At 33.3% G+C, this 21,029-nt stretch carries 18 protein-coding genes; 11 read left to right on the top strand and 7 right to left on the bottom strand.

Going from position 1 to position 21,029, the window contains the following annotated elements:
• Positions 1-31 precede the first annotated feature (31 nt).
• Both AC1Q7L_RS16560 and fmt read left to right on the top strand, forming a co-directional pair.
• Entirely contained in the window at positions 32-1,933 is a 1,902-nt protein-coding gene (locus AC1Q7L_RS16560; protein ID WP_492307802.1) for a RecQ family ATP-dependent DNA helicase, read from the top strand.
• Between the two features lie 100 nt (positions 1,934-2,033).
• The gene (fmt, locus tag AC1Q7L_RS16555) at positions 2,034-2,981 is read left to right on the top strand and encodes a methionyl-tRNA formyltransferase (RefSeq protein ID WP_492307801.1); all 948 of its coding nucleotides are present in this window, start codon (positions 2,034-2,036) and stop codon (positions 2,979-2,981) included.
• A gap of 113 nt (positions 2,982-3,094) precedes the next feature.
• On the opposite strand, the gene ribB is transcribed toward fmt, so the two are convergent.
• Positions 3,095-4,216, bottom strand: a complete 1,122-nt coding sequence (gene ribB, locus AC1Q7L_RS16550; protein ID WP_410692947.1) for a 3,4-dihydroxy-2-butanone-4-phosphate synthase — start codon at positions 4,214-4,216, stop codon at positions 3,095-3,097.
• Between the two features lie 67 nt (positions 4,217-4,283).
• Positions 4,284-5,288, bottom strand: coding sequence for an LLM class flavin-dependent oxidoreductase (locus AC1Q7L_RS16545; protein ID WP_066755234.1), 1,005 nt, complete (start codon positions 5,286-5,288; stop codon positions 4,284-4,286).
• Between the two features lie 1,024 nt (positions 5,289-6,312).
• Between AC1Q7L_RS16545 and AC1Q7L_RS16540 the strand changes: the two genes are divergently transcribed.
• Both AC1Q7L_RS16540 and AC1Q7L_RS16535 read left to right on the top strand, forming a co-directional pair.
• The gene (locus AC1Q7L_RS16540) at positions 6,313-6,996 is read left to right on the top strand and encodes an exonuclease/endonuclease/phosphatase family protein (RefSeq protein WP_492307799.1); all 684 of its coding nucleotides are present in this window, start codon (positions 6,313-6,315) and stop codon (positions 6,994-6,996) included.
• 4 nt (positions 6,997-7,000) lie between these two features.
• Positions 7,001-7,450 carry a hypothetical protein gene (locus tag AC1Q7L_RS16535; protein ID WP_492307798.1) on the top strand — a complete coding sequence of 150 codons (450 nt, stop codon included), beginning with the start codon at positions 7,001-7,003 and terminating at the stop codon, positions 7,448-7,450.
• A 56-nt stretch (positions 7,451-7,506) separates the two neighbouring features.
• Here the strand turns inward: AC1Q7L_RS16535 and AC1Q7L_RS16530 are convergent, their stop codons facing one another.
• Positions 7,507-9,633 (bottom strand): helix-turn-helix domain-containing protein, encoded by a 2,127-nt coding sequence (locus AC1Q7L_RS16530; protein ID WP_492307797.1) that lies wholly within the window; start codon positions 9,631-9,633, stop codon positions 7,507-7,509.
• An 84-nt stretch (positions 9,634-9,717) separates the two neighbouring features.
• Between AC1Q7L_RS16530 and AC1Q7L_RS16525 the strand changes: the two genes are divergently transcribed.
• Positions 9,718-10,173 (top strand): hypothetical protein, encoded by a 456-nt coding sequence (locus AC1Q7L_RS16525; protein ID WP_492307796.1) that lies wholly within the window; start codon positions 9,718-9,720, stop codon positions 10,171-10,173.
• A gap of 190 nt (positions 10,174-10,363) precedes the next feature.
• Here the strand turns inward: AC1Q7L_RS16525 and AC1Q7L_RS16520 are convergent, their stop codons facing one another.
• Entirely contained in the window at positions 10,364-10,900 is a 537-nt protein-coding gene (locus AC1Q7L_RS16520; RefSeq protein WP_066755230.1) for a gamma carbonic anhydrase family protein, read from the bottom strand.
• Between the two features lie 153 nt (positions 10,901-11,053).
• On the opposite strand from AC1Q7L_RS16520, the gene AC1Q7L_RS16515 reads away from it, so the two are divergent.
• From AC1Q7L_RS16515 to AC1Q7L_RS16495, 5 genes are all read left to right on the top strand, one after another.
• Positions 11,054-11,932, top strand: a complete 879-nt coding sequence (locus AC1Q7L_RS16515; RefSeq protein WP_410692953.1) for a NifU family protein — start codon at positions 11,054-11,056, stop codon at positions 11,930-11,932.
• Positions 11,933-11,941: 9 nt separating this feature from the next.
• Positions 11,942-12,397 carry a hypothetical protein gene (locus tag AC1Q7L_RS16510; RefSeq protein ID WP_492307795.1) on the top strand — a complete coding sequence of 152 codons (456 nt, stop codon included), beginning with the start codon at positions 11,942-11,944 and terminating at the stop codon, positions 12,395-12,397.
• Positions 12,397-13,419, top strand: a complete 1,023-nt coding sequence (gene hemH / locus AC1Q7L_RS16505; RefSeq protein WP_410692955.1) for a ferrochelatase — start codon at positions 12,397-12,399, stop codon at positions 13,417-13,419. The genes AC1Q7L_RS16510 and hemH overlap by 1 nt, the downstream gene beginning before the upstream one ends.
• A gap of 688 nt (positions 13,420-14,107) precedes the next feature.
• Positions 14,108-14,335 carry a hypothetical protein gene (locus tag AC1Q7L_RS16500; RefSeq protein ID WP_066755225.1) on the top strand — a complete coding sequence of 76 codons (228 nt, stop codon included), beginning with the start codon at positions 14,108-14,110 and terminating at the stop codon, positions 14,333-14,335.
• The gene (locus tag AC1Q7L_RS16495; protein WP_492307794.1) at positions 14,335-14,592 is read left to right on the top strand and encodes a hypothetical protein; all 258 of its coding nucleotides are present in this window, start codon (positions 14,335-14,337) and stop codon (positions 14,590-14,592) included. Before AC1Q7L_RS16500 ends, AC1Q7L_RS16495 begins: the two co-directional genes overlap by 1 nt.
• A gap of 88 nt (positions 14,593-14,680) precedes the next feature.
• Here AC1Q7L_RS16495 and AC1Q7L_RS16490 read toward each other — a convergent pair whose 3' ends face one another.
• Positions 14,681-15,895: a type IX secretion system plug protein gene (locus tag AC1Q7L_RS16490; RefSeq protein ID WP_492307793.1), complete on the bottom strand. Its 1,215-nt coding sequence runs from the start codon at positions 15,893-15,895 to the stop codon at positions 14,681-14,683.
• 210 nt (positions 15,896-16,105) lie between these two features.
• Between AC1Q7L_RS16490 and AC1Q7L_RS16485 the strand changes: the two genes are divergently transcribed.
• The gene (locus AC1Q7L_RS16485; RefSeq protein WP_492307792.1) at positions 16,106-16,744 is read left to right on the top strand and encodes an MBL fold metallo-hydrolase; all 639 of its coding nucleotides are present in this window, start codon (positions 16,106-16,108) and stop codon (positions 16,742-16,744) included.
• Positions 16,745-17,092: 348 nt separating this feature from the next.
• Here AC1Q7L_RS16485 and AC1Q7L_RS16480 read toward each other — a convergent pair whose 3' ends face one another.
• Complete coding sequence (locus AC1Q7L_RS16480) at positions 17,093-19,528, bottom strand: TonB-dependent receptor (RefSeq protein ID WP_492307791.1); 2,436 nt, start codon at positions 19,526-19,528, stop codon at positions 17,093-17,095.
• Positions 19,529-19,555: 27 nt separating this feature from the next.
• The gene (locus AC1Q7L_RS16475; protein WP_492307790.1) at positions 19,556-21,028 is read right to left on the bottom strand and encodes a trehalase family glycosidase; all 1,473 of its coding nucleotides are present in this window, start codon (positions 21,026-21,028) and stop codon (positions 19,556-19,558) included.
• Position 21,029: the final 1 nt, after the last annotated feature.

Raw genomic sequence — 21,029 nt, 5'->3', positions numbered from 1 at the left:
TGCAATACAATACTTTCCTTATTTTTACCTCATGATTTCTCAACAAGACTTTCAAAAATTAAAATATGAAACCCTGAAATATTTTTGGGGATATGATGAATTTAGGGATTCGCAAGAAGAAGTCATTAATTCAGTTCTTACCGAAAAAGACACTTTAGTTCTTTTACCTACAGGAGCCGGAAAATCGTTATGCTATCAGCTTCCTGCTTTATTAAAAGAAGGAACTTGTCTTGTGATTTCTCCCCTTTTGGCATTAATGAAAGACCAGGTCAACCAATTAAAATTTCGTGGAATTGAAGCAGAATATTTGTCTTCAGAACTTGATGATTTTGATGCTGAATTGATTTATAACAGATGTAAAGATGGTTTAACAAAACTTCTTTACGTTTCTCCGGAAAGATTGACGAATAAACAGTTTTTACAAAATATTGAAGAAATACAAATGTCATTCATTGCAGTAGATGAAGCGCACTGTATTTCGGAATGGGGACAAGACTTTAGACCAAGTTATCAAAATATAAAAGAGTTCAGAAAAAACAATCCTGAAATTCCATGTTTGGCTTTAACGGCTACAGCAACTCCAAAAGTGTTGGAAGAAATTAAAACTAAACTAGAACTTAAAAACCCTCAGATTTTCCATAAAAGTTTTAAAAGAGATAATATTAAAATCTTTACAGAAGAGGTCTCTGATAAATTTCAGCGAATTTTTAATATTTTAAAATATAATAATGATTCTGGGATTATATATGTCCGCACAAGAAAGGAAGCCGAATTACTGACTGAATATTTACATAAAAATCAATTAAAAAATGTAGATTTTTTCCATGCCGGATTAACTACAAAAGAGAAAAATGCGAAGCAAAATCATTGGAACAGAAATAACAATAATGTTTTAATTTCGACCAATGCCTTTGGAATGGGCATCGATAAAGACAATGTTCGTTTTGTTATCCATTTCTCTCCTGCTCCATCAATTGAAAATTATTATCAGGAGATTGGAAGATCAGGAAGAGACGGGAAAGACAGTTTTGCCTTCATGCTTTGGAATCAGCAGGAAATTTCAAATTTTGATCAGATCTTAAAAAATCAAACTCCCAATAAAGCGGAATTTTTAAAGATCGTTACTTACCTCTACTCTATTTTTCAGGTTGCAGAATATGAATTGCCCGAGAAAACATTTCAGTTAAATGCTGCCGGAATTCAAAATTTCACCAAATTATCAACCGCAAAGATTAAAAATGTATTGAATTTCCTTCACAATCAGGAAATCATTTATTTTAATGATAACAAAAGTCTTTCTTCTGTAGAGTTAATGATAAAGGCAGATGAAATCGAGCAACTACCCAAAAAAGACGCCTATTTTATAGAACTTTTACTTCGTACAATTTCAGGGATTACAACGCATAAAGTGTTGTTCAGCGAACAGCAGGTGAGCAATAAATTAGGAATAAGCATTCATTTAATAAAAGAAAGGCTTAAAGAATTACAGCAGAAAAATTATCTCGAATACGTAGACGGCGCATTATCAAGTGTGAAATTCTTAAAACCGAGAGATGAAAGAGTTATCAATAGCGGATATTGGAAACTGTTTGAGCATATTCAAAAAAATAAGATCCAGAAATGGGAAGAAATGAAATTTTACACAGAAAGCAATGACTACTGTAAAATGAAACTTATTTTAGCGTATTTTGGAGAAAAAAATTCCAAAAATTGTGGTCAGTGTTCGGTTTGTGAAAAGAATAAACAATCGATGTTTGGGAAAAATATTTCTCATCAGATCATCAAGTTATTAACTGAAAAACCGGCAACGATCGAAGAACTATCTGTACAATTGAGTTACCATCCCAAAGAAAACATTTTAGAAAATCTGATTTATCTTTTAGACTCAGGAAAAGTAAAAATGCTGAATTTTAGGACATACGCTTTAGCATAGGTAATGAGTAATTGGTAATGGGGTAATATTTCCATGACGAATCTTTTAATTTTTAAATCAATTAATTTTTCAATAATCAAAAGACTCCTATCTTTGCAAAATGAAATCATTGAAAGTAGTTTTTTTAGGCACTCCAGAGTTTGCAAAAACTTCATTGGAAGCTGTTCATCAATCTCACCATGAAGTTGTAGGCGTTGTAACGGTTGCCGATAAAGCAAGCGGACGCGGACAAAAAATTAATCAATCTCCTGTAAAAATCTTTGCATCAGAGAATAATATTCCGGTTTTTCAACCTGAAAAATTGAGAAATCCAGAATTTTTGGAAGAGCTTAGAAAATTAGATGCTGATGTTTTCATCGTAGTAGCTTTCAGAATGATGCCGAGAGTTCTTTTTGAAATGCCTAAAATGGGTACATTCAACCTTCATGCTTCTTTACTTCCTGATTACAGAGGTGCTGCACCAATAAATTACGCTGTTATTAATGGTGAAGAAAAGACAGGCGCAACAACGTTCTTTATCAATGAAAAAATAGATGAAGGAAATATTTTACTCCAAGAGGAATTAAATGTTTTCCCTGATGAAAATGCAGGAGCACTTCATGATAGATTAATGGAAATGGGTTCAAAATTGGTGGTAAAAACTTTGGATGGTTTAGCTGAAAATTCAATTCAGGAAAAACCTCAGCCAGAAGTTGAACATCCTAAAAATGCATATAAAATATTTAAAGAAGATACCAGAATAGACTGGAATAAAACTTCAAAAGAAGTTCATCAGTTTATATTAGGAATGTCACCCTACCCGGCTGCTTTTACAACATTAAAAATTGGAGAAGAAGAAAAAGGATTAAAAATATTTGGTGGAAAATTTGAAATCGAAGATCATGGAAAAACTGTTGGAAGTTTAGATATTTCAAAAAATGAATTTAAGATCTACACAAAAGACGGCGTTTATTTTCCTTTAGAATTACAATTAGAAGGAAAGAAAAGAATGAATATCAAAGATTTTGTGAACGGTTTCAGAAATTTCGACGAAATAAAAATGGCTTGATAAATCAAGCCATTTTTTGTTAATTGTCAAATGTGAATTAACTACGTTGTTAATTTTTCAGAATCACAAAAATTCACTTGCGAAGCAAAATTGACTATTCTCAATTCACATTTTTATAGTTGTACCAGCTCCGTCACCTCAACATCATATCCTCCAACCTGAGGTTTGATATTAGGATTTTGAGTGATTACTTTAAACTTATTGATTCCTAAATTCTTTAAGATCTGCGTTCCGATTCCATAATCTCTGAAATTATACGCCAAAGTTGGACGCTGTTGCTGACCATCCTGATAATCCAAGAATTGTTGTAACTTTTTTAGTGTATTTTCAGAATTTGAAACGTTATTGATAAAAATAACGGCACCTTTTCCAGCCTCATTTACCATGTTTGTTACTTTCTCCAATAAAGGCTTTTCACCATTATTCAATCTTGTCAACACATCAAAATAAGAATCAGAAGACTGAACTCTTACCAAAACAGGCTCATCAACTGTCCAAGTTCCTTTTGTTAATGCAAAATGAATCTGTTCGTTTGAAGTTTCTCTGAAAGCATAAAAATCAAACTCACCATAAGCAGTTTTCACTTTTCTTTCTTCCAATCTTTCGATAAGATTTCCTTTTTTAAGCTGATAATGAATAAGATCTTCAATAGAAACAATTTTCATATCATGTTTCTGAGCAAAAACCTGAAGATCCGGTAAACGAGACATTGATCCGTCTTCATTCATGATTTCACAGATTACACCACCTTCTTTTAAACCAGCTAATTGAGTTAAATCAATTGCAGCTTCCGTATGTCCGGCTCTTTTTAAAACACCTCCTTTTTTAGCACGAAGCGGGAAAATGTGTCCCGGTCTCATGAAATCTGTCGGTTTTGAATTTTCATCCATCAAAGCTAAAATCGTTTTCGCTCTGTCACCCGCAGAAATACCTGTAGAAGTTCCATTTCCTAGAAGGTCAACAGAAACTGTAAATGCCGTTTCTTTAGGATCGCTGCTACGGCTTACCATGATATCTAAACCAAGCTCGTCACATCTTTTTTCAGGAAGCGGCATACAGATAAGCCCTCTTCCATGAACAGCCATAAAATTGATTAATTCTGGTGTTGTAAGTTCTGCAGCACAAAGAAAATCACCTTCATTCTCTCTGTCTTCATCATCTACTACTATGATTATTTTACCATTTTTAAGGTCTTCAATAGCCTCCGGAATAGTATTTAATTTAATATCAGACATTTTTACTATAGATTTTTGCAAAGATACTCATAAAAATAAGCATCTCCCAATTAATATAAACGGTTTGTTACGCTTTGAATAAAGAGTCTTTGGCTTTTCTGATGATGTCATAAGAGTCTAATCTTTTCTGATGATCGTAAATGTGAGAATTGATCATTAATTCATCAACATTGAACTTTTCCTGAAAGCTTTTTAACTTCTCTGCAATTTCAGATTGATCTCCGATAAAAGTATATCTCAACTTCTGTAAAACCATCGATTTTTCCATTGGCGACCAAACATCATCCATATCATCAACAGGCGGAGAAAATGGTTTTCTATCGTTTCTTACAATATTGATAAATGCCTGAAACAAAGTTGTAGAAAGTTTGTGAGCTTCTTCTGTAGTTTCAGCAGCAACTCCATTGACGCAAGCTAAAATATAAGGTTTATCCAATTGTTTTGAAGGCTCAAAATGCTCTCTGTAAATATTGAAAGCCATTTCCATTTGTTCTGGTGCGAAATGTCCTGCGAAAGCATACGGAAGTCCCAATTCTGCGGCCAACCAAGCGCTGTCTGTACTCGAACCCAAAATATACAGTGGAATATCCAATCCTTCTCCCGGAATGGCGCGAACCAACGCATTAGAATTTTCCTTAGAAAAATATTTTTGCAGTTCTAAAATCTGTCTTGGAAACTGTTCATTAATAATTGCCGGATTTCTACCCAAAGCCTGAGCCGTTAAACCATCTGTTCCCGGAGCTCTTCCCAATCCAAGATCGATTCTTCCCGGAAAAAGAGATTCCAATGTTCCGAATTGCTCGGCAATGACTAATGAACTGTGATTCGGAAGCATAATTCCTCCCGATCCTACTCTTATTTTTTTTGTTCCGTTGGCGATAAAACCAATCAGAACAGAAGTTGCAGAACTGGCAATGCTTTCCATATTATGATGTTCGGCAAGCCAGAATCTGTTATAATTAAGATTTTCAGTAAAGTTTGCTAAAGATAAACTGTCCTGAAAACTATCATGAATGCTTTTCCCCTGCTTTACTGGTGCAAGATCTAACACTGATATTTCAAAGTTTTTCATATACGAGATATTTACTTTTTTTTAAAAGGTTATATGGAATCTCCTTTGTCGATTTCATACTTTAAATTTTTGGTTTAAAAAACCAAACAAATTTAAAACATCTAAACTGCATTAGTTACTTTTTGTAATTGATAAGTCTGATTGGTGTGATGAGAGAAAAACTATTGAAATTAATATTGATTAAAGTTTAAATTTATTACTGAATCAAATTTTAAAAATATCTATATTTACTCAATAACTGTAATTTAATGAAAACAAAACATGCTTTCTTAATCCTTATCATAGGATTTCTTCTCAACATTATTGGAGCGTTTTTAAAAATTGTCCATTTCCCAAATGCAAATTTATTTTTAACAATTGGTTCTACAATTGAAGTAATTGGTGTTCTATGTATTTTATATAAATTATTTACTTATCCAAAATTTAGAGATTTCATGAATTGGTAAGCCTACACAATGAAAAAATTTTATTTACAATTTATTTTAACTTTACTTTTATTTCTTACAATCAATACATGTTATTTTTGGGAAGGTGAATTTGGACTACTATTTTTAATTATTATAGTTATTATTTTCATTATTTATTTCGTTTTGTCTATTGAATTCATACGACAACTTTATATTTCTATTAAAAATAAATTCAGTGAAAAAACGAGAAATGTTCTTTTATTATTCATGTTTTCCTGTTTGACTTTAATTTTAATCAAGCCAGAAGGGTTGATCAACTTTGAAAATTTACTAGAAGGAGAAAACAAAATTTTTGCGCAAGCCGAAGGAGCTGCCAATTGTACAACAACTTTAAAATTAAAGAAAGATTAAAAGTTCATCTATGAAAGCATCTGCTTTGGAATAGATCGAATAAAGGGTGAATATAAAATTAAAAATGATACTGTCTATTTTAATTCTAGGAAAACTCTTGAATATGAATATGGCATTATTGATAAAGATGAAAATATAATCAGACTTTACAGAAATAAATCTGATACAAAATTTTATGAGCTTCCAATCCTAAAAAAATAATACGCATGAAAATTGCAACACTTAATATTGATTGGGCAAGAAAAATGAATTCTTTAAAAATTGAAGAATTCATCAATCAATTTGATTTTGATTTTTTAATTTTAACTGAAGCTGTAAATCTTAACCTTAAAAATTTCAAGTACAAATATTTTTGTGATCAGATTCCTGATAATGTAATTTATGAGAATCTTAATTATACAGAATATTTAAAGGGAGAAAAAGCATTTCGAACAATTTTATACTCAAAATTTCCTTGTATAAAAAAATATCCGGTAACAGATGACAAAACAAATCTGGCTTTGGAATTTGAAACTGAATTAGGTAATTTTGTTATCTATTCTACCATCATCGGAACTTGGTTTAATAGAAAACCTTTTGTTGAAAAAGAATTACAAAATACAATTCAGGATTGTAAAAAAATCTACTCCGTGAATAAGAATATTATTATTGTAGGAGATTTAAATACTTCTTTTAAAAAGGGAGAAGAAAAATTTTCAATAAACATTAAAACAACAGAAAATTTAGTTAATCTTTTTCATGATTTAGAACTAATGAATGCAACTAAAGAGATTGAAGAAAATATAGATCACATCATTATTCCTAAAACTTTTATGGAAAATAATATCGAAGCTAAAACTTTTGTTGATAAAGATGTTGTAAGCGATCATAAAGGAGTTTATATATATTAAAACCATGAAATCAAAAATAATGTACATCGAAAACAAATCTTCAGGTCATCACGGATTGGCATGGATTGGTTTTGTAGAATTTTCAAAATCCGGTCAAACGGTTTATTTTAATAACAAAGCGTTGAAAAAACTTAAAAATACAGGAATTTGGGGAAATCATTTTGACATAGAAACCGGAGAAGAATATTGGGTTTCAGGTGTGAAAAAGAATGGACAAAATCGCCATCAATATGGTAGCAGAAAAATTATGATTGATAAAAATTCGATTGATGAATATTTAAAACTTGTTGATTTTAATAACATTGATGAAAAATATTTCACGATAATTGAGTTTATCAAAACTGATAAAAGTCGATTTAATGAACTGGAAAATATTGAAATTGAATATAGAGATAATAGCCGTAGCGCAAGTTTTTTGGACAATAATCACAGGAAATTAATATTAAATATTTAAATAAAAAAGGTTTAATAATGAATTTGAAGTCACTTATTAAACCTTTTTAAATACTATTATTTATTTTTCTCCTTCTTAAAATTATAGTGATTAATCAAAATCCTAATCTCATTAAACTCAAACTCATTTGGTAAAGCACTCTTCCATTCCGTCAATGTTTCGTGAGGAGTTTTGTAGAACATATCTTCAAAAGCTTTGATCTTATCCGAAGTAATTACTCTTGAAATATCCAACAATCCTTGCTCGGCAAATTTCGCCAAATGTCCGATCACGGTTTCTTTGACTAAACCTCTTTCAAATGCAACTTCAGCAATAGTTTTCCCTTGTTCAAACAATTGAAAAGTAAGAACCTGTGAAGGAACTTTTGCAATTTTCATGCTGACTTCCTTGTCATTTTTTTCCTCTAAAAGCTTAGTTTCTAATAAATGAGCTTCTTTTAAACTATTCAGATATTCTTCAATATCTTCCAGCCAGTTTCTAAATTCTTCGTTATATTGCTTTAAGCCTTTTGCCCCTTTTATTTCAGCATAAAATTCTTTTAGAGGACTGAAAACTTTATCTCTGATTTCCGTAAAAAAGAAATTAACGGCTCCTTTTGTTTTGCCTTCAATTTCAGACCATTCTTCTTTTTGATCGATGAAATTATTTACTTTTTGAGAGATCACTTTTTCCAGCTTTTCGAAAATTTTCCCCAATTGGGTTACTTCATGTTTTAGCTGAATATATAATTGATTGGTTTTTACCGTATCAATACTTTTTGTCGTGATTGAAAGTCTATTCCACTCTTCCACTTCATTTAAAATCCATCTTGAATCTACAGTACGAAGCACTTTTTTAATGCTATAATCGTATTTCTCCTGATTTAAAATAGCTTCCACATTGTCATTCGCAAAAGTAGATCCCTGAAACTGCAGAATTCTGTTATCTTTAAAAATAACTTCAGGCGTAATTTTAGATTTCAATACAATTCCTTCCAATGTTCTGCAACGCGACAAGGCAACATATACCTGACCCGCGGTGAAACTTTTTCCGGCATCAATAATGACTTTATCAAAAGTCAATCCCTGACTTTTATGAATGGTAACTGCCCAAGCCAACTTTATTGGAAACTGCTCGAAGCTTCCTAAAACTTCTTCTTTAATATTTTTATCGGTGTCCAGAAAATATTTTTTCTGTTCCCAAACTTCTCTTTTTACGGTAATTTCTCTTTCGCTTCCGTCGAGAACTACTTTAATTTCATTTTCATCTAAAGCGGAAATCTCACCCAATTTTCCGTTAAAATATCTTTTTTCTCCGGAAATATCATTTCGGATAAACATCACCTGAGCGCCAATTTTCAATTCTAAAAACTGCTCATTCGGAAACTGATTTTCCTTAAATTCACCGAAAAGTTTCGCTTCAAAAGTAGAAGGGTCCACTTTTATTTCCTTTAATTTTTCCTGATTGATCTCATCTGCCATTCTGTTGTGAGAACACAAATAAACGTAAGATTCAGTACCTGTTTCAAATGTGGGATCATATCTTTCATTAAGATGTTCGAAATCTATGCTTCCTACATCTCCATCACGAATTGCATTCAAAATATCTAAAAAGCTTTCGTCAGATTGACGGTAAACTTTTGTTAATTCAATCGTCAACAAAGGAATCTCTTTGATCGCATGGCTATCAAAAAAGAAAGGAGAATTATAAAACATTTTTAAAATATGTTCGTCTCTCACCACAGGTGGAAGCTGATACAAATCTCCGATGAACAACATCTGAACACCTCCAAAACGTTGGCTATTTCTTCTGATAAATCGTAAAGAAAAATCCATCATATCCAAGACGTCTGCTCTCAACATTGAAACCTCATCAATAATCAAAACCTCCACTTCACGCAAAAGTTTAAGTTTATCTTTTCTGTATTTGAAATGCGGCATCAGGTCGGCAATATTATTCGCCAAACTGGTATCGATACGGTCGGTTGTCGGTAAAAAGGTTCGTAAAGGCAACCCAAACATCGAGTGAATGGTAACACCTCCCGCATTAATCGCAGCAATTCCCGTAGGAGCCACAACAATGTGCTTCTTTTTTGTACGTTTTACAAAATCGTTCAGGAAAGTTGTTTTTCCTGTACCTGCTTTACCTGTTAAGAAAATGCTTCTGTTGGTATATTCTATTAAGTCAAAAAAATGATTGTTCATCGCCGGCAAAATTACGGAAAATGAATTTGAATTTTTTATCTTGGCACAAGTTTTGAAAATTACAGGAAAGAAAAAGTTTATTTTATGAAAAAATTATTCATTCAGGTTCCACTTTTAGTATTATTTTCAGTTTTTGCTTTGAATTCATGTAAAGCGAAAGTTGACCCTAATACTAATTTACCTAAAGACATTGCAGAAAGGCCTGCTGACGAAAACAGTCAGAAATACGATCAGGCACAATTAGATAAACTGAGAGCTGAAATTGATGCCGAAATTTCTAAAGAAAAATGTACTGATGCTACAACAAATGAATGGAAGCCTGCTCCAATAGGATCTAAAGCTTGTGGTGGACCGAAATCTTATATCGCTTATCCAGCAAAATTAGAAGCTCAGATTTTACCGAAAATTGAAAGTTACAATACAAAAGAAGCTGAGTTTAATAAAAAATACAACATCACATCAGACTGTTCATTGGTTGGAGAACCGGCAGGAATTAGATGTATCAACGGAAAAGCAGAGGTTGTTTACCCTGTAGAATAAAATAAACACTCGAACTCAATCAGGAGTTTTCTCACTAAGGATAAAAAAAGCATTGTCAATTTTGACAATGCTTTTTTGTGAATTATTAAAATGTGAATAGTCAATTTTACTTCGCAAGTGAATTTATTGTGCTAAAAAATTGACAACGAAGTTAATTGACTTCGAAGAAAATTCACAATTCACATCCAAACTATCTTTCAACTTCTTTCGCATTCTCTTTATACCAAGAAGAATATTTTACATAATTATTAGCAATTCTGTTAACTTCCCCTTCTAATAGCTGTGCAGAAATATCTTTAATTTTTCTTGCCGGAACTCCGCCCCAAACTTCACCGGATTTAATATGTGTTCCCTGTGTTACCACAGAACCTGCACCCACAATAGAATTTTCTTCTACCAAACAGTCATCCATTACAATAGAACCCATCCCGATCAACACATTATCCTGAATCGTACATCCATGAACAATGGCATTATGCCCCACCGAAACATTATTTCCTATAATTAAAGGATATTTTTCATACGTACAATGCAACATTACATTATCCTGAACATTTACTTTATCCCCCATTTTGATGTAATTTACATCTCCTCTTATCACCGCATTATACCAGATGCTGCAATCTTTACCCATCACAACATCACCGATAATCGTTGCGGTTTCAGCTAAAAAAGTGTTTTCTCCTATTTGCGGTGTTTTCCCTAAAAGTTCTTTTATTAGTGCCATATTTTTATTTTGAAAATTTGAAAAATGAGCCGATTTAGCAATTAAATTTTTACTTCACAATTTTTAAATGATGTCGATAGCAAAAATCTAACTTCTAACTTCTAGCTTCTAACTTCTAAATCCGTATTTTTGTATCTCAAATTTAACGAAAAAATGCATACTATACTTATAGAACCAACCGAAAACCCAAAAGTGATGAAATTTGTAGCAGACTACAACTTGATTCCCGGGTCTTTGGAGCTGGACAGAGATTCTGACATCTCAGAAATTCCTTTAGCACAAGAACTTTTTAACTATCCTTTTGTTGAAAGAATTTTTATTACGGCAAATTTTGTAGCCGTAGCAAAACAAGATACTGTAGAGTGGGAACACGTTGTTGAAAGTCTGAAAAACATCATTGAAGATGAATTATTGGCTAACCCGAGAATTTACCTTCAAAAGAAAAAGGAAATGTATCAGATCTATGCAGAAATGACACCAAATCCGGCGGTGATGAAATTCGTTTCAAGCAAGCTGTTGTTGGAAGGTTTTGTTGAAGTAAAATCTAGAGAACAGGCGGATGGAGTTCCTTTGGCTCAGGCTATTTTTAAAGAGTTTGATTTCACTAAAGAAGTTTTTATTTCTGATAATTTCGTGGCAGTAACAAGAGATAATTCTGTAGAATGGCACCAAGTAATGATGGCTGTTCGTGGATTGATCGCTGACTATTTACAAAACGGTGGTGAAATCTCCACAATAGAAGCTCAAACACACGAAAATCCTGTAGAAAAGATCATCAACAGAGATTATACAGATGATGAGCAGAAAATTTCTGATATTTTAAATGAATACGTTGCTCCTGCTGTAGAAAATGACGGTGGAAAAATTTCTTTAATGGAATACGTTCAATCTACTAAAACAGCAAGAATGCTTTTACAAGGTGCTTGTTCAGGATGCCCAAGTTCTACCGCTACTCTGAAAAACGGAATCGAAGGTATTTTAAAACAATTCGTTCCCGATTTGGTTGAAAAAGTGGAAGCTGTAAACGGATAATTATTAAATATGAGAATATTTCTTCTTTTAATTTGTTTCAGCCTAAGTATTTTTTCATGTAAGAAAGAAACTGAGTCGCATTCTAATATTAATGCCGGATTTCATGAAGATCTTGTGAAATCTAATTTAGCCAAAGACAGCCTTCAGAAAATGGATGTTGTTTTTGATAAGCTTAATAAAAAGAATACGACTTTCCTGGATTACTATGTTCACTATTATTATAAGCTTGACAAAGAAACTCAGGACGAAATAAAAAAATCAAAGGGAGAAAATTTCTTAAGTGAACATCCTGAAGAGTATTTTGCACTGTTCACCAAAATAATCTCTGAGAAAGACGATAAATACCTTGCCACTTTTGGAATAACAAAAGATGAGGAAATGCTTGCCAGAGAAGTGTATATATTTCACTTAAAGAAAAACTATGGTCCGACTGTTGATGGACAACTGGAAAATCTAAATAAATAATGAAGGGAATTCTATTAGTAAATCTTGGCTCACCAAGATCAACGGCGGTAAATGATGTAAAGGAATATCTTGACGAATTCCTGATGGACGAAAAGGTAATTGATTATCGTTGGATATTTCGAGCCCTTTTAGTGCGTGGAATTATTTTAAATACAAGACCTGCAAAATCTGCAGAAGCTTATAAAACGGTTTGGACAGAGCAAGGTTCACCCTTGATTGTGATCACTGAAAAAATTCAGAAGAAGCTACAAAAACTGGTAGATGTTCCTGTTGAAATCGGGATGAGATACGCTCAACCAAGTATTGAAGCTGGAATTCAAAAATTGGTTGATCAAGGCGTTACCGAAATCGTACTTTTCCCATTGTACCCGCAATATGCGATGAGTACAACCGAAACTGTTATTGATAAAGCAGAAGAAGTTAGAAAAAAGAGCTTCCCAAATATAAAAATCAATTATATTCAGCCTTTTTACAATAGAGAGATCTACACCGATTGTCTGGCAGAAAGTATCAGAGAAAAACTTCCTGAAAACTTCGATGCTTTACAGTTCTCTTATCACGGAGTTCCGGAAAGGCACATTTATAAAACCGACCCTACAAACACGTGTAATTTAAACGATTGCTGTTCGCGTAAAGATAATCCGAGTCATCAGTTTTGTTATCGTCACCAATGTTTTGATGTCACCAATTCTGTCATTAAAAAATTAGGATTACCCAAAGAAAAAGTGATGGTTACGTTCCAGTCAAGATTAGGAAACGACAAATGGATGGAGCCTTATACAGACGAAACTTTGGAAAGTATCGGCAAAAAAGGAGTGAAAAACCTGGCAATTGTTTGTCCGGCCTTCGTTTCTGATTGTCTGGAAACCTTAGAAGAGATTTCGGTGGAAGGAAAAGAACAGTTCTTACACGGAGGTGGAGAAAATTTCCATTACATTCCTTGTCTGAACGATGAAGACCGTTGGATTGAAGTCGTGAAAACACTTTGTGAGGAAAAACTCAATGAATTTTATTTAGTTTAAAAATATAGTAACCTTCGGAAACGAGGGTTATTTTTTTGTGTAAATATAGGTTTGCGTTGTCGGAGTTCCCGAAAGCTCAAACCTTTTTAATTTCTTATCGTCGGAAACTCCGAAAGTCTAAACTTAATTTGATTGTTCTCGTCGGAACTTCCGACAGCTTAAACCTATATTGACTTGCATGGTCGGAAATTCCGACGGCTTCAACTTATATTTTGGGTTAAAATCTGACTTATATACTTTTATTTAATAGATGCTTCGACTACGCTCAGCATGACATCGCTACAAATTACCGTAAAATAAGATGGTTAGTATTAGAGCTGTCATGCTGAGCGGAGTCGAAGCATCTATTTTTCACTAAATATTTTATGAGATTGCTTCACCAATGACGGATCTTGAAAGAACGACTACCACCCTAGCCCGGATTGCAGCGGCATCCTTTTGGGTTGCGGGCAGAGCGAAGCGGAGCCCGTAACCCAAAAGATATAGCGGAAAGCTGGAAAAAGCTTCAAATAAAAAATAAAAAACAATATTTTCTATAACCACCCCGTTAATTTTGATACTTAATTTCAAATAAATATCAATTTCAAACAAACACCCCTATTATTTTTAAATAAAATTACAAAATTTAAATATTTTTCTTAACTTTACCCTATCAAAAGAAAAGCATTAACCATAAAAATTAAAAATGATGAATGCAACTGCCGAAATTTTAAAACACAAGATCGAAAGCTTCACTCCCGAATTGCTTCAAACTTTGGCAAGAATGGTAGAAAAGTTAGAAATGCAGAATAGATTTTCCGTTCCTCAGTTTCAGATGGATGAAGTTTTGTACAGAATTCAGTTTCACAACGAGAATCCGAAGACAAAACTTGATTTTTATGAAAATATTTCTGAGCTGGAAAAGAATTTTGCCTGATGAAAGTATTTTTGTCCTCCATTGCAAAGAACGATATAAGACTTCTTATGAGAGTTTTTAATGCAGAAAAAGAACATAAAGGAGCCTATTTTCTGGAAGATCTGAAAGAATCAATCCAACAAATTGTAGAAAATTCTGAAGATCCCGAAACAGAGCTCCAACAAATGAGCATGCAGAACTTCCCCGTTCACATTCATTATATTTTTGAAGATGATGAGAGTTTATTTATTACTGCAATCTTTAAGGAGATTAATTAATTTGAAAATGATTAAATAAAATATTAGCACATTTTTCAGGACTATTTTATATGTAGGGCCTTATAGGAGTTGACACCTATAAGGTTTTTTATTTCCTCACAGGAGTTCTGAACTCGCCATACCCCATCAAACCATCATAGCTTCTTCCGAAAGGCGCATAATATAAAAATGCCTGATAAAGATTTTCCGTCTGCCAGAAATTACCGTTGACTTCACCGAAATTCAATGAACCATCAGGATTTTTTGTAGCCAGAATATAGTTGTAGAAACCTTGTTTCAGGAATATTTTAGCAACATATTTTTTCCCCGCTTCATCATATTGCATTTGGTTTTCTTTGCTTGGTTTAAAATTATTAAAACCTCCCAACACATAAATTTCTTTATCCACAGGATCAGATTCCAGAGAGAAATATACCCAAGAATAATCCGCTTCTCTTTCTGCATTTCTTTCAAGCCCGATGTCGTTTCTTCTGTAATACCAAGCTCCGTTTACGTCCGGCTGATATTGATAATTCAGAGGAAACGCCCAAACCGGATGAAGATAGGTTTGATTCACCCCATCCTTCAATTCTGTTGCCTGAACCATATCTGCAGGTAAATTCATGTTTTTGTTATCGAAATAATAAAATTCATTATTTCCGGGGAAAACAAGATTCATTTGCTGGAAAAGTAATTTATTTCCTAAAGTCGCACTTGGTTTTAAATTATTGACTGTAACGTTCGGATTGTTATTCTGCATCACATTCAAACTCATTGAATTGACGTTAGAAGAAAGGTCTCCACCTTTTGATACCGCCTGTACCTCTACCCTTTGGTTCGCATTTGGATTTCTTGCATCCGAAATTCTTGAAATATTTAAAGCTAGGTTCGCATTATCTTCAACCACATAAAATCTTCTTTTAAAAAGAGGTTTTTCTGCAGAATCTTTATAAACGATCAATTCAAAATTCCCTGAAACCTTTGGCTGCATTTTATCATTAGGAAACGTCAGCGTATAATGTGTGTAGGCCTGTAATGTATTGAATGAATATTGAAATTTATCTATCATTCCATTTAAACTTCCATTAGCAAATTCTGTAAAGAAGAGATTATCATCCTGCCAGTTTCTGTCATAATGCTTGATCGTATATCTAAAAATATCACTTGAATTTGTAAGATCATCAAAACTTAAAACCAAGGTCTGATTAAGGTTGATCACCGGAGTTTCATCATTCGTCTGTGGGTTGAACAATTGTATACTTTGGATGTTTTGTCCAAAAACCAAACCACTCAAAGAAAGTAAAAGTATGCGCAAAGTTTTCATTATGACGAAGATAACGAAAAATCAATTTTTAAACCACAAAAGGCACAAAAGTTTTTAAAGTTTAACACCAGCCAAATAAGACAGAAAGTTACATTCTAAATATTCTCATTAAAATCTATGATAATCTTGAAGCTTTAAAAATAATCTTAGTTTAAATAAGGCTTTTGTGACTTTTGTGGTTAAATTTGTCCTAATAAAAACATTCAGCATATGCTTCAGATTCAAGGCTTCGTATTCAATTTTGCAAGCGAAAACACTTATATCGTTTATAATGAAAACAAAAATGCCTGGTTGATCGATCCGGGAAATATGAACGAACAGGAAACAAAAGCGATCGATAATTTCATTAAAGAAAATGAATTAAAGATTCAGAAAATATTGTTGACTCATGCTCATATCGATCATGTTTTGGGGTTGCAATGGGCTTTTGATACATTTAAAGTTCCTGTGAGTTTACATAAAGAAGATCAGGAAGTTTTGGATATGCTTCAGGCAAGCGGAATGAGATTTGGTTTTCAAATTGATCCTGTAAAAGTTGATATAGAATATGTAAATGAAGGCGATGAATTAGAACTTGATGGAGAAAAGTTTAAAATTTATCATGTTCCGGGACATTCTCCGGGAAGTGTGGTTTATCATAATGAAAATCAGAAATTTATGATTTCCGGTGATGTTATTTTTGAACAAAGTATCGGAAGAACCGATCTTTACAAAGGAAATTACGAGCAATTAATTGATGGAATTAGAACTAAACTTTTCATTTTAGATGATGAAACACAGGTTTTTTCAGGTCATGGAAATCCTACGAGTATTGGTTTTGAGAAGCAGTATAATCCGTTTTTGAAGTAATGAGGTTGAGGGTTTTAGTGTGGGAAAGTTTTAGGGTTTTAGAGTTTTTACAACTACATTATTATTCAGAATGAGCGAAAGTGAAGAATCTATGTGATAAATTTCTCCTTCGTCGAAATGATAAACTTAATGTATAGTTTTTCTCCCACAGATTACTCAGATTTACACAGATGATTGTGGGTATTTGTGAAAATATTTGCGTTTTTTGCGTTTCAAAATAAGTTTTGGCTAAAGCCAATTGAATTTTAAAATTTAAATAAACGGGCTAAAGCCCGTTCCTATTGATAAACAAAACCGTCAGATTTTTTCTGACGGTTTCTTAATTTGATATGAAAAAAAACTAATTGTTTAGAAATCAAATGCAACTGATGCTCTTACAGCAGCTCCCATAATTGGTCTAGCCATAATTGTCGTACTACCTGCTTGTTGTACAGATTGTGATCTTGGATCTCCTTCTGTAATTCCGATCGTATTGAAAATATTCGTTCCATCAACCGCAAAACGTATTTTTCCTAGCTGATAAGACATTCCGGCTCCAACTTCACCAAATGCAGGTAAAGTATCCTGATTGGTCTGATCCTGAAAACGCTTACCATAATAATTATAGCTTACATAAGTTCTCCATTGTTTTGTAATATTTACAGCTGGTGAAATATTAAAATATAATTTCGGGATTCTTCTTACTACATTCCCCTCCAAAACACTTCCTGCTTCCAAACCATCGTATTTTGGATTTTGAATTGTTCCGTTAAAGGTAAGTTCCAATACATTATCAAACAATCTTGCATATCCTTCTAACTCAACCCCAAAGTTTTTGGTATTAGCAAAAGTATTTTCTGAAGTTCCGTTAGAGAAAACATCTGTAAACGAAAGATTTTTAAGTGTAGAATAAAAAGGAATTACAGCAATATCAAATGTTCTTGAATAATATTTATATCCAACTTCAAACTGATTGGTTGATACAGATTTCAAAGGCTGATCCGGTGTCGGATTGGAGAAATAATTATAATACGCTTCTTCATTCGGAGATCTGAAACCATTAGAAAAACGAGCATACACTGCGTTTTCTCTGTTAATCTTATAGTTTGCGGCAAGAGTGAAAGAAACTTTATCAATATTATAATTCCAATACGTGTATTTATTTCCTAAAACACTCATATTATCGTCTGCCGTTGTTGTTAAAAAGCTATGAGTTCCATCTGTCGTTAATCCTGAGTTATTAAGATTAGCAGTCGTTGTATTAGCAAAATTTCCTTTATAATAATCATGACTATAACGAAGTCCTGCATTAACACTTAAATCATCCGTAATATTATAGTCTAAATTTGCATAAAGATCATTCAGACTTCCTTGAGTCTGTGTATCTCTCTGAAGGAAAGTCATATCCGTAACTCCATTATAAGTTTTAGAATATCCAACACTGTTTGGTGTTAATGAAGTATCAACTAAATTAAGAAGCTCAGGTCTGTCTGTTGCTGTTGTTAGAATATTGCTCCAGTTCCAGTATTGGTGGGATTTCCAGTTTGATTTATAGAAACCTGCCGTTACATTTCCTTTGTCAAATTTATAATTGAATTGTAAATCATTTACAAAGTTATTCATCTGCTTATCAATTGCCCAGAAACCTAATTCCTGAACATAAGCCGGATTCATAATTGCTCCTGAGCTTACTGATGAATATTGGAAATTGTTTCCGGCAATTCCATTTGCTTTAGCAAAATCAGACGCCAATTGAGGTGTGCCAGCCGGGAAAATTCCCGTGTAATTCATATTGATATTGGTATATCTTGTTTTGTTTAAAACGGAGAAATTATTTCCAAGATCATATTTAAATTCTGCTCCTAAAACATCAACTTTCGGATGAATTCCATCTTCTAAATTTCTGTTGAAAAATCCGCCGCCTGCTTGGGGAATATTTAACTGACTGATCGTTCTGTAGCTGTAAGTTCCATAATTAGCATCAAAACCACCGAATTCTTTTATATCATTTCCGTCTCTCACCAAAGGAATCGGAAGATAGAATGTATTTCTGTCGTCTAGTTTTTTATAATAAACTTTAGCGTATCCTTTATCAAAAACGTATTTCAGATTCATTCTGATTTGTCCACCCTGATTGGCTTTAAAACCAGTTTTTCTGATTCCGTCATCGCTTCTGTAGAAACCGCCAACATTGAAGAACAATTTATCCTGAACCAAAGCGCCACCCAAGTTGACATCGGTACGCATTAATCCGTAAGTGCTCGTTTCAAGTTTTGCAGTTCCTTTAAAATCGTTACCTCCTTCTTTTGTAATAAAGTTGATCAAACCTCCGGGAGAGTTCGTTGCGTAAATAGACCCTGAACCTCCTCTCAAAGCTTCTAATCTACTTACTGAATTATCAACACGGAAGAAATTATCTGCGTTAGCAAACTGTAAAGCTCCATCTTCGAAAACAGGTAATCCATCTTCCTGAACCTGCACAAATTCATAAGCTCCTGCAGAAGGAATACCTCTTGCGAAAAGGTTGTTTCCTACTTCACCACCAGAAGTCTCCACGGCAAACCCCGGAACTCTCTGTAATAAAGCAGCCGCACTGATCGGGTTTTGTTTCTGAATTTCTTTTGCACTGAAGGTAGAAATTGCGGTACTGGATTCAATTTTCTTTTTAGGATTTGAGTTCCCGGTAATTACGACTTGTTCAATAGACGCCGATCTGGTAGAATCCTGTGGAGTTTCCTGAGCATACGCATTGTTGAAATAAAGCGTTGCAATACCGGCAATTAAAAAGATCGATTTTTTTTTCATAGCCATATGATTTTTTTATAGTTAGTTTTAATTTTGTTTTAATTTTAAATAAACACCGTTCGTCCAACCGAAACCGTCCTGATTTGGATATTCTCCACCTCCGGCAATTGTTTCCGTGTCTAATGCATTATATTTCTCCATTAATTTTCCGGTGTTGTTGTATACTCTTTCAACATTCGAACACCAGTTATTTTTAATTTTCTCGGCAAGATCATCAAATCCATAATTTTTCATTGATTTAAAACCTAACCATTGATAAGGCGCCCAAGCATTCGGTAAATCCCATTGTTGCCCTGAGTTTTTGGTTGTAGTAACCAATCCACCTTGATACAAGAACTTTTCTTCTATATTTTTTGCAACAGATTTCGCCTGTTCTTCACTGGCCAAACCAAGGAATAAAGGATAAAGAGCAGCAATATGTTCAGACGGTGTTGTTGTGTGTTTTTTTGTGTGATAATCTTTATACATGTTTTCATCCCAAAAGTATTTATCGATCATCTGTCTTCGCTTTGCTGCTCTTTGAGTAAAGTAAAATTCCTTTTCTGTTAAATTTTGTAGCACTGAAGATTTTGCCAATGTTTTTTCCAAATGCCATAAAAGACAGTTCAGATCTACCTCAGCAAGGTTCAGTGTTTCTATTGTTTGTATCGTTTCGCCATCTGCAAACCATCTGCTGGAGAAATCCCAACCCGATTCGCAGGCGCTTCTTATATTTCTGTAAAATTCGTCTCCTGTATTTTCGCTGTCTTCAATATCAATTAAATAACTTTCAGGACGAGGTTCATTTTCTGCGTCATAATAACGGTTTAAAATATCTCCGTCAACTGTTTTTACAACTCTTTTTGTATTAGAACCATTTTCTAAACCTTCTTCACCATTCATCCAGAAAGCATATTCTTTTTCCAGTGTATCGTGATATTTGATGTAAATATTTTCATCTTTTGTAGTTTCAAAAAGCAAATCAAGCATCAACGAAAAATACGGTGGCTGAGAACGACTCAAAAAATGAGTTCTGCTCGCATTCGGCACAAATCCAACTGTTTGAATTAAATAAGAACAGTTTTCAATAATATTTTCCATCATTTCCACTCTTCCTGAAACCTGTAAACCAAGCATAATAAAATAGCTGTCCCAATAGAAAAATTCATTGAAACGCCCTCCAGGAACAACATAAGGCTTTGGAAGTTTTAATAATGTTCCTTTTTCTTCGTAAGCAGTTCTTGTCAGTTCATCCCACAATTTTTCGATATGTTCGTTAATTGGCAACTGCTTTTCTCTCGTGATAGAAATTTTAGCGCCCAAAAAATCGAAATTTGACATTACAAAAGCTTTTAAATAGAAACCTTCTGTATCTTTTTCCTTTTCATATTTTGAGTTAATTTCAGCAATAGAAAATAATGGAACTGCATCTGTCATCATCTTTTGATCTTCAAAAACTTTAGATCTTTGAACATCATCAAAAAGAACCTGAATTTCGTTTATGTAAAGTTGATTACTCATT

It is taken from the genome of Chryseobacterium sp. GW823-FHT05E08, from assembly GCF_058795655.1.
Note: the sequence above shows the minus strand (reverse complement) of the source record. Positions and strands in the feature narration are given on the sequence as shown.

Excerpts from the sequence above, each read along its gene's own strand:
- AC1Q7L_RS16560 (WP_492307802.1), top strand. The coding sequence starts at position 32 with ATGATTTCTCAACAAGACTTTCAAAAATTAAAATATGAAACCCTGAAA.
- fmt (WP_492307801.1), top strand. The coding sequence starts at position 2,034 with ATGAAATCATTGAAAGTAGTTTTTTTAGGCACTCCAGAGTTTGCAAAA.
- ribB (WP_410692947.1), bottom strand. The coding sequence starts at position 4,216 with ATGTCTGATATTAAATTAAATACTATTCCGGAGGCTATTGAAGACCTT.
- AC1Q7L_RS16545 (WP_066755234.1), bottom strand. The coding sequence starts at position 5,288 with ATGAAAAACTTTGAAATATCAGTGTTAGATCTTGCACCAGTAAAGCAG.
- AC1Q7L_RS16540 (WP_492307799.1), top strand. The coding sequence starts at position 6,313 with ATGAAAATTGCAACACTTAATATTGATTGGGCAAGAAAAATGAATTCT.
- AC1Q7L_RS16535 (WP_492307798.1), top strand. The coding sequence starts at position 7,001 with ATGAAATCAAAAATAATGTACATCGAAAACAAATCTTCAGGTCATCAC.
- AC1Q7L_RS16530 (WP_492307797.1), bottom strand. The coding sequence starts at position 9,633 with ATGAACAATCATTTTTTTGACTTAATAGAATATACCAACAGAAGCATT.
- AC1Q7L_RS16525 (WP_492307796.1), top strand. The coding sequence starts at position 9,718 with ATGAAAAAATTATTCATTCAGGTTCCACTTTTAGTATTATTTTCAGTT.
- AC1Q7L_RS16520 (WP_066755230.1), bottom strand. The coding sequence starts at position 10,900 with ATGGCACTAATAAAAGAACTTTTAGGGAAAACACCGCAAATAGGAGAA.
- AC1Q7L_RS16515 (WP_410692953.1), top strand. The coding sequence starts at position 11,054 with ATGCATACTATACTTATAGAACCAACCGAAAACCCAAAAGTGATGAAA.
- AC1Q7L_RS16510 (WP_492307795.1), top strand. The coding sequence starts at position 11,942 with ATGAGAATATTTCTTCTTTTAATTTGTTTCAGCCTAAGTATTTTTTCA.
- hemH (WP_410692955.1), top strand. The coding sequence starts at position 12,397 with ATGAAGGGAATTCTATTAGTAAATCTTGGCTCACCAAGATCAACGGCG.
- AC1Q7L_RS16500 (WP_066755225.1), top strand. The coding sequence starts at position 14,108 with ATGAATGCAACTGCCGAAATTTTAAAACACAAGATCGAAAGCTTCACT.
- AC1Q7L_RS16495 (WP_492307794.1), top strand. The coding sequence starts at position 14,335 with ATGAAAGTATTTTTGTCCTCCATTGCAAAGAACGATATAAGACTTCTT.
- AC1Q7L_RS16490 (WP_492307793.1), bottom strand. The coding sequence starts at position 15,895 with ATGAAAACTTTGCGCATACTTTTACTTTCTTTGAGTGGTTTGGTTTTT.
- AC1Q7L_RS16485 (WP_492307792.1), top strand. The coding sequence starts at position 16,106 with ATGCTTCAGATTCAAGGCTTCGTATTCAATTTTGCAAGCGAAAACACT.
- AC1Q7L_RS16480 (WP_492307791.1), bottom strand. The coding sequence starts at position 19,528 with ATGAAAAAAAAATCGATCTTTTTAATTGCCGGTATTGCAACGCTTTAT.
- AC1Q7L_RS16475 (WP_492307790.1), bottom strand. The coding sequence starts at position 21,028 with ATGAGTAATCAACTTTACATAAACGAAATTCAGGTTCTTTTTGATGAT.